Genomic DNA, 14,347 nt, shown 5'->3' with positions numbered 1-14,347 from the left:
GCGACCTTAAAAAGCAGGGCATTTTGACGAACCAGCATTTGATCATTTATACAGACGGCTCCGCCCGCGGCAACCCGGGCAGGGGAGGATACGGCATCGTGCTCATCTGGGGCAAGGTGCGCAAGGAACTGAGCCAGGGCTACCGCATGACGACCAACAACCGCATGGAACTGCTGGCCGTGATCGTAGCGCTGGAAGCGCTTACCAAAGAAGGATTGCATATCCTGATCTATACAGACAGCCAGTATGTAGTGAATGCCGTGGAAAAAGGCTGGCTCTGGAACTGGGTAAGGATTGGTTTCAAAGACAAAAAGAACGCAGACCTCTGGCAGCGTTTCATCCCGCTTTACCGGAAGCATAAAGTGCAGTTCCACTGGGTGAAAGGCCATGCCACCAACCCGGAGAACAACCGCTGCGACGAACTGGCCACTGCAGCCGCTGATGGCGGCGGTTTGCTGGTGGATGCGGGGTATGAGAGCGGGAATTGATGCTATTTATATGAAACATGCCCTTTTGCCAGGAACGGTAAAAGGGCATGTTCAATTATATCTGATCAATTATCTGCAACTTACCATTCACTTTTCTCCTGCTTATTGACCAGCACAACATTTCCATCTCCATTTATATAACCCCATATGATGCCTTGCTGGTCCGTTCCCCGGAAAAGCGCAAGCCCTGAGCGGGGATCGAACTCACCGATGTGGGAAAGATGGGTCGTTACTACTTTATTCTGCTTAAGATCCAGGATGGAACGCTCGTGTTTGTCGTTGACGTACCGGATATAACGTCCGCTGAAGCCATATTCACTGTCGTATAAATAGGTGCCGGCATTGTAGACATTATAATAATCCGTGTTTGGTGCTGTCTTGAAATTTACGCCTGCCAGTGAAGCCACCTGCTTACCGGTAGTATCAAGAATGCGCATTTTTGAGCCTTCCAGGATCCTCAGGAAACCTTTTTCAAAATGAGGCGCGTCTCCGTCTGAAACAATGGGAGCAGCTGTATTCAGCTTGATGACCACTTCGCCTTTTTTATTGATGAACCCGTATTGGAAGGCAGAACGGTCGGCAGGCACCACGTAGGCAAGCCCGTTGTAAAAGGAGCCAGGCAGATTGGTAAATTTGAAGGGAATGACCGTGTTGCCTTTCGTATCAATGAACCCGTACTTTATTTCTCCAAACTCATCTTCCCTGGAAGCCCAGGCGAGACCTTCATTGAATGGGCCTGCGTGGTTGAATGTTGCAGCAATGACCTGCTTGCCCGCCCGGTCGAAATAGCTCATTTTGCCATCTTTCGTATAGCCGGGAGAGATATTACCATTAAAAGCGGCCACTATCTTGGCGCCGAAGGCCGCTTCATTCGCTTGAGCCCCACCCCTGAACATGTCCTGTAAAAGAGCGGAATTAGGATTTGTAGGCGAATAAGCTGCCATAAAACAACTTGCGATCGGGATCTTTACTCCTTTCCTGTTGATGAAATAATAGTCCCGCTTATAGCCGGTAGCCCTTGCCCAGCCTTCATCGTCGTAAGGGTGGATCACCATGTATTCCGCCGGGATCAGTAATTTACCCGTGGTGTCGATGAGGCCCAGCTTTCCTGTTTGAATGCTGCGGACCACGCAGGAACCGTTCCTGAATCCCATGGGAGGCGCATCGTTTGTTATGTTGAAATCGTCAAAAATATAGCGGTTGAATTCTATGACCATTTTGCCGCTGGCATTGATCACGCCGGTGGATTTTCCTTTTTTGACGATAGCAAAACCGTCTGTAAATGGAAACAACTGGTCTACAGCAGGGATCGCTTTGGCATTTGATAAAGATATAGTAGCTGCGCGGGTTTGCGATGCACCCTGTGTTTTTGGAATATCAGCGGCCGCAACGGTATTATCCGGCGAAGCCTCGCTCTGCCTGTAAACAGTGAGGTCTTTGTTAAGGAATACAAATGTTTTCACAGCAGAAAGCGCCAACTGGTCAAACTCATCGAATGACGCGGTTTTGTTGGTATAATAGAACGAATAGCGCACCCTGTTGTGAATGGTCTGATAATATTTGTAGCGGTTGTTCGCAGATGTATAATCCACCATCCACCATTCTTTCCCGTTAATGGAGATAAATTCCCGGGCCGTAAGCTGGTCGCCTCCTTTTGCCTCTTGTTCTTTAAAATGTTCCAGCTGGGTATTGGCCAGTTCGTTCAGCGACATACTTGCATTCAAAGAAGAGAATTTATTGGTCTCCAGCAGGATGCGCGCATCTTTTGAATTGGGTGATTCAAGCGCAAACACCGCCCTGCCCCTGGCTTTTTGTTCTTTCCAGTCCCCGGGAACGGATACCTGGAAAACGCCTGCCGGATCTTTATATTCTTTCAGATTTTGCGGAAATGCGGTCGCTCCGCTGAAAAGCAACAGCAGCGTAAGCAGTAGTTTGTATGATCTGTTCATATTTCAAAGGTTTAGGTATTGTAATAGCCAGGTTTCAATTCACGGTGAACCGGTATGTAGCGGATTCAGACGTATTTCCTTTCGCATCCAGCGTAACGATACGCCAACTGTAGGCGGTATTCGCCGTTACTTCCACTTCGTATGCAGTGCCGGTATGATTGCTTTTAACAGCCGCCAGCGGCTCCGTTTTCCCGAAGTAAATATTGTACCCGGTTATATCGTTGTCCGCATCGCTGCCCTGCCATTTCAGCTGTACTTTACCGGCCGTTGCAGAAACGGTCTGTCCCATAGCAGGCGCCGTTATTTCCGCGGGATACGGCGCATAGGATTGCAGGCCTTCCCCGGCTACATATAACTTCCAGGTGTCGCTCACGGCGGTTTTGGAAGACTTTCCCGTTTTGGAAGTTACCGTCCAGGAATAGGGCTGCCCACGCTGCAAGGTGATCTTGATGTCTGAAGTGGCAGATTGGTGAAGAGTTACGATGTTGCTTGCCAGGTTCTTCAGCGACAGCTCATAACTTTCAGCCTGCAGCGCGTCTTTCCAATCGAAGCTGATCACGCTGGTGGTGGCGGATTGCACCTGGCCGGATGCGCATACTTCATCTTTGAAGGGGAACAGCAGCTCGGCTTTGGCCGGGGTGATCTCCTGCGGCGCAGGTTTGTCCCCGCTTTTTTTGCAGCTCACCGAGATGCATATCCCCGTGATAGTGATAACCGTCAACGCTCTCATTTCTTAAATATTTTCAGGGTTCTTTCTGTTTGATTGATCTGCATTTTCAGGATGTACATGCCCTGTGGAAGCGCGTGCACGTCTAGCCGCACGGCGCCCGCGGATATGGGCAGCACGTCTTTCAGCGAAAGCCTGCCGTGGATGTCCAGCAACTGTACGCTTACTTTGCCGGTGCTTATTTTGCCGGTGGCGATGTACAGGTATTGGCCGGCGGGATTGGGATATACCACCACATCGTCCTGCAGTATGATCCTTTCTTCGTAAACGCCCTGGCAGGGCAGTCCGGTGCTTACCTGCAGGTAGTTCACGCCCTGCTCCAGCGGAAGGGATGCCCGGCTGCTGTCTGTCGTGTACGAGCGGTTGTTGATCATGATATGGTAAGTTGCGCCGCCGCTCAATTGCAATTCCACCTGGTTGGTGTTGCCGCTTACCCTTGCGTAAACGGAGAGGTCTTTCGGCTCGCCGATGCTGAGGTCGTAACACTGCCTGTAGCCCGGATGTGCAGGCAGGCTGATGCAAACTTTATATTCCCCGGCAGACAGGTCTTTGATGGAAAGCTGAGAGCCGAACGGATACTGCGTGGTATCGTTCCCTTTGATGAGCGCCGCCTGGTAGCTCAGCGCCGTGTTCGCAGCGGTGATGCTGATCTGCCCGTTGTTGCTGTTGCGGCAGGTTTCGCTGGTGACGGATACTTTGAAGTTGGCGGCGGGTAAGGTGAAATGTATCTCCGCAGTTTGCGTGGCCGGTTGTGCCGCTTCATAATTGGCGTTCCCGGCCTGTGTAGCGGTGATGACGCTCTTGCCCGTGCCCGTGATATGCGCTTTGCCGTTCACGATCGTAATAACGGTGGGGTTACTGCTCACGTAAGTAACCGGCAGGCCCGCGCTGCTGGAAGCATTCAGCTCAAAATCAGGAGCAGTATGGAAGCGTGGCGCGATCGCCGGGAAACTGATCTGCTGCTGTCCCTTGTCCACCACCAGCACTACGGTAACCGGCGCCGCCGGTCCAAACCGGGCATTACCCGGCTGCGAAGCCGTGATATTGGTGACGCCCGCGCCTGTGATGTGGATCTTTCCATTTACGATGCTGGCCACACTGGTATTGCTGCTGGTGAATGTTATGGGCAGGCTGGAGCTGGAAGTGGCTACCGGTGCGAAATCTGCGTCACCGTAGCGTTTGTTGGATATGTCTGCAAACGTGATGGTCTGTGCATCTTTCACGGTCACGGTGGTGAAAGTTTCCGCAGTGGTCTTAGCTGTTTCGCGGTTACCGGCAAGGTCTGTCGCGATGCTGTAGAAGCGGTAGGTAGAATCTTTCTCTCCCGTAAATTCCGCTTCTGTGCCCGTTGTATCCCGCTTCCACAATTGGAAAGGACCATTGTTCACGGAATAGAAAACATTGTACTGTTCAACACCGCCGCCGTTGTCCGTTCCGCCCCACTTTACCTTGAAGCTATTGCTGGGCGTAACTGCCGGAAGCGCTGCCACTTTGCTTGACGGTGCGATCATGTCGAGCGTATTGCTGAACACATTGGTAGCGATGGGCGCATTCACGTCGAAGAAAATGTCGGCTTTGTTGTTGATGACGGTGGATTGGGGTAGCCCTTCTTTTAACGAGATGGTGTAATTCACGGCGCCTTCGCCTTCAGGACTGCTGACGTTGGGCGGCAGGAAGCCCAGCAGCGGCTCATCCGTCAGCTCCAGCGACCATGGGTCGAGAGAGGTGAATTTCCATTTCACAATGCCGGTCTTTTTGTCCAGTTTTGCGTATATCCGTGCCTGTAAGTCGATACCCGGCCGGAGGTCTACCGTGGCCGCGAATTCCTGTACACCCGGTGGCGGTACGATCTTCGTGTTTTTACCGAAAGAGATCTCACCCAGCGTGAAGGTAGACAGGTCGAATACTTTTGTGTCAAGCGTGTCGATAATTAGCACTTCCTGTGCGGCCGCCGTGGCGGTGTTTTTGTTTTCGAAGTGGATCACGTAAGGCATGGGTGTTCTTCCTTCAAAATAAGGATTGTCTTTGCCGCGTGATGGCCCTGCTTTATCATTAGGGTCCAGCGAAGTGACCACCGTTATATTTTTGACGCTTTTATATATCCGGAGCCCTATCACTTCCACGCAGGCTATATTTTGAACATAGCCCCAGAGTTCATTCAACCGCTTTATTACGTGTATAGCGGCAGCCATTTTTTTGCCCGGGTTCACAATTGCGGTCCCGCACTTGAACATAACGTCGAGGGTTCCCAGCGTCACATCCAATAGGTTGGCCTCTTTGCCCATGAATATTTCTCCATATCGATCCAATACAAATTTGGTTCCATCGGTTACACACTCTTTTCCCACCACCGACAGCATAAGGTCTTTCAGCTCGTCTTTTAGTTTTTCCCTTATGACAGTGGTTATAACATGCACCATGCAGTCTGCTACTGTAGGAACAAGGTCGGTTGCTTTCCCGTTGGGGTCGGAGGGCGGCGGTGCGTCCTTTACTAAGGGTATTCCGGCATATACGGAAAGCTTTACGGATGTTTCTGTGGCGGGAATATTCACGACCAGCTCCGCGGACCGGCTGCTGTTGGCAGGTAACCTGCTCAGCAAGATGGGCACGATCAGTGTGCCGTCATCCGCTTCCACTTCAACGGGGATCTCCGGGTCCGTGGAAGTGACGTTTAAGCCTGAACCCAGGCGCCAGGTGGCCCCTTTAGGTATACCTTCAATGAACAGTGGCACCATCGCGGCATCCACATCGCCTTTGTTGCCGAAGGTGATCGTAAATACTTCATCCCTGCCCGCTCTTATTACGTCCCTGCCGCTGAGCACGGCGAACGGCTCCGGCTTCCCACCCTGTACGATCTTGTAGGCTGCGGGCAGCTTTTGAAGACTGCCGCCGGAACCTACAGTAACATCATAGGAGCCTGCCGCTTCATCGTACAACGGAAATATAACATCAAGCCGGGTGCCATCCGCGTTGGCCAATACCCTTGATGCGGCTATGGTACCACCTTGTCCAACCAGGTTCACGATGGAGTTATTAGTAAAGCCGGCGCCGCTTAGTTGCACTGTAACGGTACCGCCATTTCCTCCCTGCGCCGGATACACGCTTTGCAGATCCACCACCTCTACCTCTTTAGTGATATTCGTGGAAGCATCGCAGTAGCCATATCCCCTTAAATTGATCGTATACTTGCCTGGCCTGCTGAAAGTATGGGTAGGATTGGAAACGGATGAATATCCATCCCCGCCGAAGTTCCAGTAATAGGAATCAGAGCCGGTGGAAGTATTGCTGAACGTGATCTCCCGGCCATTGAGGATATATTCGAAATCAGGTTCCGGCCGCAAAACCGGGCCAGGATCGGCATACAGGCGCATGATCAGGTTCAGCGAAGGATCGCCCAGGAAACGGCTGAAACTGCCGGCTGCTATGATGTTGCCGTCAGGCAGGAGAAGGATGCCCTGTATGTTCTTCCCGTTAGACTGGTAATCGTTTTCACATGCCCTGAAAGTCTGCTCCAGCCCGCCGTCCGGGTACAGGCGCACGATGCCGTTGGTAACGGTGTCGTTGTAAGTGTTGAAGATGCCGGAGACCAGTATCTTTCCATCCGCCTGCAGTTCCAGGTCGGACACGGTATAAAGCGGGTACGTGATAATGCCGCCCACGCCGGATTCAAAGCCCGCGCCTGCGGCGAAACTGTTGTCTACCGCACCATTTTTGTTAAGGCGGACGAGCGAGGTATAGTATTGTTTATCGTATTGTTCAAAATCGCCGCCCACCAGTATCTTTTCATCCGGCAGCACGACTATTTTATTAACGCTCGATACATTGCTTTCGGGCTGGTGAAAGGTTGCATCCACGGCGCCATTGGCATCCAGGCGCAGCATAGTGCCCGGGGCGTTGATGAAGTTAACAGGCGTGATGCTGCCACCGATCAGTATTTTACCGTCTTTCTGCAGCGCAATGGTTTCCACGGAGCCTTCGTAGCCGGCGGGGCGGGTAAAAGTAAGGTCCGGCGTGCCATCCGCATTCAGGCGGGTAATCATGCTGGAGGGCTGCCCGTTATAGCTGGTGAATTTGCCGCCGGCCAGGATCTTCCCGTCGGGCAGCAGGCAAATGTCTTTGAGGTATTCGTATGCCAGGTTCAGACCAGTACCCGGCGTAAAAGTGTTGTCGATGCTGCCGTCTGCATTGAGCCGGAGGATGCTGTTGCAGGGTTGGTCATTATATTTCGAGAAATAGCCGCCTATGAGTATTTTCCCGCTGGCCAGCGCCCTTACGGCATAGATGTAATTCCCGTCCTGCAATTTTGCCGGCGTAAAAGACGGATCGATGGAACCGTTGGCATCCAGCCTTACGAGATCTGTTACGTTGCCATTGTTCACCGAAGGGGAATAGAACTTGCCGGCCACGAGTATCTTACCATCCTGCTGCCTTTCCACTTCATAGACATAACCGGAAGGAGAGAAAGGGGAAACGAAGGACGGATCGGCCACTTTCGACGATTGCGCATATGCACAGGGACGGCCCAATACCGCAAGTATCAGTACGGCGATAAATAAGACTTTATTCGTCATATAAGGGGTTTGCTGAAATAAGGGAGGCTATGGTATAGAATTATTACTGCTAAGGGGGTACGTAGGAATAATGCTAAGCTATAAAAAACTTCCCGGATTTTAGAAGTACCGGGAAGATTTAATATTGAAGATAAATCGTTCTTATAATATAACCAATTTCGGAAATAAATACTAAATTGCTAATGTCTCTAAGCAAAGTATAACCCGTTTGAACCGTTAAGCATCATTTTTCATGTATTGAAATTTGCCCATGCCTCAGCTATTTCCAGTAGAGGTCATTGAGCATTCCGCCATGACGTGGCTTCCCCGCGTACAGGTGCGGACGCAGGTGATCTATACAACGGTTCTTCTCGCAGTGCTCCTCAGCCTGCTCGCGCTCCCATTCATCAAGGTGGATGTTTCGGTGAAATCCGCCGGCATCGTACGCCCCGTTACCGAAAAAAATGAACTCCGCAGCCTCGTCGCCGGCACCATCGAAGAAGTGCTGGTGCGCGACGGGCAGCATGTCGAAAAAGGCCAGCTCATCCTGCGCCTCCAGGAAGACATCAGCAATTCCAAGCTCAGCCAGACCTCCTTCGAGCTGCAACAGCGCGCCGCCTACATCAGCGATCTCACCAAACTGGCGGCAGGCGCGGGCAGCGGCTTGCAAACATCTTTGTACCAGCAGCAATACAGCCGCTTCGTATCGTCGCTCAGCGAGCAGCAGGCCACTACCCGCAAGCTGGAAAGCGACCTGGAAATGTATAAGAAGCTGTTTGCAGACAAAGTGATCGCCGAAAAAGAGCTGCGCGACAAACAATATGAATACGATAAAAGCCTTGCCATGTACCGCTCCGCCGTACAGCAACAGCGCAGCGCCTGGCAGGAGGAACTCAGCCGCTACAAAATGGAAAGCAACCGCCTGCAGGCGGACGCCGTGCAGCTGGAAAAACAAAAGGAATGGAACCTCGTCAAAGCCCCGGTGAGCGGCACTTTGCAGCAGTTTACCGGCAAATACAGCGGCGGCTATCTCCAGGTGGGAGAAATGATCGGCATCATTTCACCAGACAGCAACCTGGTGGCCGAATGCCTCGTTTCACCCAAAGATATTGGTTACCTGCGTACAGGCATGCCCGTTAAGTTCCAGGTGGATGCATTCAATTACAACGAATGGGGCACAGTAGACGGCGTGGTAGAAAACGTGGAGAATGATTTCACACTGGTAGACAACCAGCCGGTGTTTAAAGTGCGCTGCCGTTTTGCCCACACGGAAGTACATACGGCCAGCGGGGTGAAAGGCCAGCTGAAAAAGGGGATGACGCTCCAGGCAAGGTTCATACTCACCCAACGCAGCCTCTTCCAGCTGCTGTACGATAAAACAGACGATTGGATGAACCCTAATACGACCGCAAAAAACTAAGCAATGGCGAATGTTACCCGTTTAAAGAAAAGCGCCCGCATCCGTCAGCGGGACATCAGCGATTGCGGGGCGGCCTGCCTTGCCTCCATTGCCGCTTATCACAACCTGCAGCTTCCCGTGGCCCGCATCCGGCAGATGGCGGCTACAGACAGCAAAGGCACCAATGTATTGGGAGTGGTGGAAGCCGCTACCAGGCTTGGTTTCCAGGCAAAAGGCGTGAAAGGCCCTTTCGAAGCGCTGTTCAATATCCCGAAACCAGCCATCGCCCACGTGATCGTAAAGGAGCAGCTGCATCACTTCGTGGTGATCTACCGCGTCACCAAAACGCATGTGGTGGTCATGGACCCGTCGGACGGGCAGTATCATTCCCTCACGCACGAAGCCTTCAAAAAGATCTGGACCAATGTATTGGTGCTCTTGTTGCCGGGAGAAGATTTCCGGCCGGGCAACGAAAAAACTTCACACCTCGCGCGCTTCTGGTTCCTGCTCAGGCCGCACCGGTCCGTGGTGCTGCAGGCCTTATTCGGCGCAGTTATCTATACCATCCTGGGTTTGTCCACGTCCATTTATGTGCAGAAAATAGTGGACAATGTACTGGTGGAAGGAAATAAAAACCTGCTCAATCTGCTGGGTATCATCATGCTGCTTATTCTTGTGTTGCAGCTGTTCATCGGCCAGCTCAAAAGCGTGTTTGCCCTCAAAACCGGCCAGCAGATAGATGCGCGGCTGATACTCGGCTATTACAAGCACCTGCTGCGCCTGCCGCAACAGTTCTTCGATACCATGCGCGTGGGCGAGATCACCTCCCGCATCAACGATGCAGTGAAAATCCGTGTATTCATCAACGATGTTGCCATTGGGCTGGTGGTGAACGTGTTCATCGTGCTGTTCTCCTTCGGACTGATGTTCACCTATTACTGGAAGCTGGCGCTCATCGTGCTGGCCATCCTGCCGGTGTACGCGCTCATTTACTGGATCAGCAATGAGGTCAATAAAAAGATGCAGCGCAAGCTGATGGAAGATAACGCAGAACTGGGCAGCCAGCTGGTGGAATCGCTTAATTCAGTATCCACCATCAAACGTTTCGGGCTGGAGGAATTTTCGAACCTGAAGACGGAAACGCGCTTTGTACGCCTGCTTAAAACGATCTATTCCGCATCGGTCACAAACCTCTATATCGGCAATGCCGGCGGTTTTGTGACCAGCGCTTTCGTGGTGATCCTGCTCTGGGCGGGGTCTTATTTTGTCATGGACCGCCAGCTGAGCCCCGGCGAGCTGCTGAGCTTTTACGCCATTATCGGGTATTTCACAGGGCCGGCCATGAGCCTTATCGGGGCCAACAAAAGCATGCAGGATGCGCTGATTGCGGCAGACCGCCTGTTCGAGATCATGGACCTTGAGCAGGAGGAAAGCGCGAACAAAGTGGCGCTGCAAAAGAATATGGTGGGCGACGTGGTATTTCAGAACGTAAGTTTCCGCTATGGCACGCGGGTGGAGGTGTTCAGGAATTTTAACATGAAGCTGCAGAAGGGAAAGATCACCGCGATCGTTGGCGAAAGCGGATCGGGGAAGTCCACGCTCATGGCCCTTCTCCAAAATCTATACCCGCTCCGCGAAGGCAGCATCCACATCGGCAGCCTGGATATCCGGTACATCGAGCATGAGAGCCTGCGCAGGCAGGTGAGCGTGGTGCCGCAGCAGATCGATCTTTTTGCAGGCACGGTAATGGAAAATATCGCCGTCGGCGAATTTGAGCCCGATATGCAGCGCGTATTGCAGATCTCCGCGCAGCTGGGCATCATCCAGTTCATAGAAAAACTGCCGGAAGGATTTAACACGCTGCTGGGCGAGCATGGTGTAAACCTCTCCGGCGGCCAGCGGCAGCGCATCGCCATCGCAAGAGCGCTTTACCGCAACCCGGAAATACTGATACTGGACGAAGCCACCTCTTCGCTGGACTCCGTATCCGACCAATACGTGCAGGACGTCATGCAGCAGCTGCGCGACGCGGGAAAGACCATCATTGTGATCGCGCACCGGCTGAGCACGGTGGTAAATGCAGACAAAATCGTGGTATTGCAGGAAGGCGCGATGGCAGAAGAAGGCACGCACCGCGAACTGCTGGGGAACAACGCGCTGTACAGCAGGCTGTGGCAAAGCCACCAGGCGGTGTTGGAGTAAAATTGAAAATTTAACCCCTCGCAAAATCATTAAGAACCTCAAAAACCAACCGGTTAATTAGTTATGAATTGGACTGAGAGTATCCTCCAGGGCCTGATAGATTGCCCTAAAATAGTGCTTGACCCGCCGAAGGACAATCCTAAAGGCGCCAGAAGCGGTTTTACAAAGAAGACCTTTACCTTGAAGTCATGCGATGGCGATCATGAATTCAGCTGCTTTATTACTCAAAGCCTGTTCTTTCCTGAAAATTTTTCAATCGGGTTAATGTATAACTCAAAGGAGAAAGGCGGGAGTGTTGTATTGCTTCGCTGTAATGGAAAACACGGCGGAACCAGGGAATTTCCTCATCACGCTCATTTTCATATCCACTATTCTACGGCAGAGCGGATAAATAGCGGGATGAAAGCTGAAGGAGAGATCAGGATAACGGAAGAGTATTCCAGCCTTGATTCAGCATTGGAATATTTTGTAAATTTGATCAACTTGGAAAAGTCGGAACAACCGAAGATTCTGCCATCCAGGAAGATACAAATAGATTTATTTAGCGAAGATGTTGATCGATAAAGTCATAGAAGCCATAAAAGTTTCCTTTAACCATAAACTTTCTGTCCAGGAGAAACGGAAGGGTATTTACCAGCTATTCTTGCCTATTTACCATGAAGACGGTGATGCAATTGACCTGTTCCTTACGGAAAAAGATGGGAAGATCTTTCTATGTGATTTTGGGCTTACGCTTCAACGACTTTCCTACTCATACGATATCGATACTGAAAACAAAGAAGGGATTTTAAGTAGAATTATAACAGAAAACGGGCTTACTGAGGAAGATGGGAACATCTGCCTGGAAACTTCCGAATACTCTGTATTCAACGATATAATGCAGGTAACTCATGCTTATTCGAAGATCGGAAGTATGAAGTATTTCAAGCGTGAAGTGATTGAAAGCCTGTTCTATGAAATGCTGGATGAATTTGTAATGAATGAGTTGCTGGACTATAAACCTCAGAAGAAGGTAACGCCAATTCCCGGAAGGGAGGATATTCAGGCGGATTATCAGTTCAGCCCCAACGGCCACCCCGTGTACCTCTTCGCGGTCAAAGATTCAACTAAAGCGATGCTGGCTACTATCAGTTGCCTGGAATTCCAAAAAGCCAAAATTTCTTACCGGGGATGGGTGGTAAATGAAGATTTTGAAAAATTGAGCAAAAGGGACAGAGCTCTGATAACGAATAGCTGTGACAAACAATTTACCTCGCTCGATGAGTTTAAAAACACAGCACAGACGTTCCTGCAACGGGAAAGATCATTGTAATGACCAGGCCGTTGCCATGATAAAAAAAGCGGTTGCCTCATCAGGCAGCCGCTTTCCATTTATAAATTTTCTTTTATTACTTCGCTTTAAACCGCAACAGCGCCGTTTCTCCCTGGCTCAGCACCAGCATGCCCTGCTGGATGGACCATTTGTTTACTTTGTTGCTGGCGTCGAGGAATTTGCTTTCTATGCTCATGTCCGGGCAGGCCATCTTGGTGGCGCCCAGGCCAGGAAAGCTGATGTTGTCAGGGGCGGTGAGGGTGAACTTCCCGAAGATCCTGTTGCAGCCCGCGGAGCCGCTGAACCGGCTGTCCGTTTTTTCGAAAGTGAACTCGAGCGGTTTGGGAATGCCCGTGGTGTCGATGGTTTCGCCGTTCACTTCCACCAGTCTCCAGGTCTTATACAGCTCGGCTTCGTTGTTAGTGCCGCTGGCTTTATTGGCGTTGGAACAGGCGGCCAGGTATGCCATGCCGGCCAGCACCAGGCACAATGTCAGGATTCTTTTCATGTCATGGGTTTTGATGTATAACAATTTTCCTGCGCAAAGGTTAGCTTTTCATTCAAAACAGTCTTAATACCTGCTGTAAAAGGATTGTAGGTCGCTGGCCAGCCGGTCGTAAATGGGCCGCGTCAACTCCATGAACAGGTCCTGCGGCGGCGGGGGAGGAATATCGCGGCCACCCATCAGCCGCCTGTCCTCATCGCTGAGCGCTCTTTCGTCGCCACGGTAAGTGCCGAACTGGTTGCGCCAGGTGAAGGAGCCGGGCACCCTGTCTTGCCGCAGGATGCGGTTATTATCCACATCGGTGATCCGGTAGTCCAGCACGCCGTTGGAAGCAACGGTTTTGGTGGTGATGAAAAGCGTGGCTTTCACCGTGATATCTACCATGATGGCTTTGCCGGTAGTGTCTTTCCGGTTGCTGGGCACCTGTATCACGCGGGAAACATCGCGGGTGTAACGGTCCACATAGGTCTGCCCCACAACAAAATCAAAAAATCGCATTTCCATATACTGGTCGGGGCGGAACTGGCTATCGTTGCGCACCATGCGTTCGTCGTAGAACTTCACGAAGGTGTTGATGTTGCGGGATTGGAGATTGCGCACCAGCGCGTCTCGGAACTGGTCTGCCGTGAACTGGTAATAAGGGGAGCGCACTTCTATTTCGCTGATCACCACGTTCACCAGGCCCAAGGCATAAGCCTGGTCGCGCAGCTCTTTGGCGTTCTTATAATTGGGTGTAAGGCGGAGGGCGGCGTCAAATTCATCGAAGGCCTGGCGGGCGCTGATCTTGTCTCCGCGTTCCATCAGCTGCACGCCGCGTTCGTAGCGGGCTTCGGCAGCATTTTCCAGAGCGCCGGTAATGGCGGCGGAATAATCCTTTGGCTTCACGACAGCATTGGCGGCAGGGGCGGAGCGGATGATGTTGTAGAGGTTCTGCATGGCGCGGTACTCGTTCTTCACACTTTCCCATTTCAGGTCGTTGTTGGAAGCGAGGGCCTGCTTGGCGCGGCCTTCATGGAATTCCATGGCGGCGTTGTAAGCCTGGGGCAGCAGGTTTAGGGATGTCGCGTCTGAAGGCCGGCGCTGGAGCTTTTTTACGAAGGCTTTCACGGCATCGTCGTACCGGCCCTGGTTATATAATTTTTCACCTGATTTGCACGAGAAGAGGATAACAGCCAGCACTGCAAGGGATAGGTAGCGGAGATATGTATTCATATA

At 51.7% G+C, this 14,347-nt stretch carries 10 protein-coding genes; 5 read left to right on the top strand and 5 right to left on the bottom strand.

The window, feature by feature from the left end; all coding sequences use genetic code 11:
• Positions 1-20 precede the first annotated feature (20 nt).
• Positions 21-488, top strand: coding sequence for a ribonuclease HI (rnhA, locus tag R3I13_RS24905; RefSeq protein ID WP_346320788.1), 468 nt, complete (start codon positions 21-23; stop codon positions 486-488).
• 80 nt (positions 489-568) lie between these two features.
• On the opposite strand, the gene R3I13_RS24900 is transcribed toward rnhA, so the two are convergent.
• Genes R3I13_RS24900 through R3I13_RS24890 form a run of 3 tightly spaced genes read right to left on the bottom strand, consistent with a single transcriptional unit; the run spans position 569 to position 7,735 of the window.
• Entirely contained in the window at positions 569-2,437 is a 1,869-nt protein-coding gene (locus tag R3I13_RS24900; protein ID WP_346320706.1) for a WG repeat-containing protein, read from the bottom strand.
• Positions 2,438-2,471: 34 nt separating this feature from the next.
• Complete coding sequence (locus R3I13_RS24895) at positions 2,472-3,167, bottom strand: hypothetical protein (protein ID WP_346320705.1); 696 nt, start codon at positions 3,165-3,167, stop codon at positions 2,472-2,474.
• Positions 3,164-7,735, bottom strand: a complete 4,572-nt coding sequence (locus tag R3I13_RS24890; protein WP_346320704.1) for a T9SS type A sorting domain-containing protein — start codon at positions 7,733-7,735, stop codon at positions 3,164-3,166. The genes R3I13_RS24895 and R3I13_RS24890 overlap by 4 nt, the downstream gene beginning before the upstream one ends.
• A 250-nt stretch (positions 7,736-7,985) precedes the next feature.
• On the opposite strand from R3I13_RS24890, the gene R3I13_RS24885 reads away from it, so the two are divergent.
• The 4 genes from R3I13_RS24885 (at position 7,986) to R3I13_RS24870 (ending at position 12,627) form a co-directional block, all read left to right on the top strand.
• Complete coding sequence (locus R3I13_RS24885; RefSeq protein WP_346320703.1) at positions 7,986-9,134, top strand: HlyD family efflux transporter periplasmic adaptor subunit; 1,149 nt, start codon at positions 7,986-7,988, stop codon at positions 9,132-9,134.
• A gap of 3 nt (positions 9,135-9,137) precedes the next feature.
• Positions 9,138-11,315, top strand: a complete 2,178-nt coding sequence (locus tag R3I13_RS24880; RefSeq protein ID WP_346320702.1) for a peptidase domain-containing ABC transporter — start codon at positions 9,138-9,140, stop codon at positions 11,313-11,315.
• Positions 11,316-11,378: 63 nt separating this feature from the next.
• Positions 11,379-11,879 carry a hypothetical protein gene (locus tag R3I13_RS24875; protein ID WP_346320701.1) on the top strand — a complete coding sequence of 167 codons (501 nt, stop codon included), beginning with the start codon at positions 11,379-11,381 and terminating at the stop codon, positions 11,877-11,879.
• Complete coding sequence (locus R3I13_RS24870) at positions 11,866-12,627, top strand: DUF1828 domain-containing protein (protein WP_346320700.1); 762 nt, start codon at positions 11,866-11,868, stop codon at positions 12,625-12,627. Before R3I13_RS24875 ends, R3I13_RS24870 begins: the two co-directional genes overlap by 14 nt.
• A 76-nt stretch (positions 12,628-12,703) precedes the next feature.
• On the opposite strand, the gene R3I13_RS24865 is transcribed toward R3I13_RS24870, so the two are convergent.
• Together R3I13_RS24865 and R3I13_RS24860 are read right to left on the bottom strand one after the other, a co-directional pair.
• Positions 12,704-13,135: an META domain-containing protein gene (locus tag R3I13_RS24865; RefSeq protein WP_346320699.1), complete on the bottom strand. Its 432-nt coding sequence runs from the start codon at positions 13,133-13,135 to the stop codon at positions 12,704-12,706.
• Positions 13,136-13,198: 63 nt separating this feature from the next.
• Positions 13,199-14,344, bottom strand: a complete 1,146-nt coding sequence (locus R3I13_RS24860) for a hypothetical protein (RefSeq protein ID WP_346320698.1) — start codon at positions 14,342-14,344, stop codon at positions 13,199-13,201.
• Between the last annotated feature and the right edge of the window lie 3 nt (positions 14,345-14,347).

The sequence above is a fragment of the Chitinophaga sp. YIM B06452 genome, assembly GCF_039655965.1.
Lineage (GTDB): Bacteria > Bacteroidota > Bacteroidia > Chitinophagales > Chitinophagaceae > Chitinophaga.
Note: the sequence above shows the minus strand (reverse complement) of the source record. Positions and strands in the feature narration are given on the sequence as shown.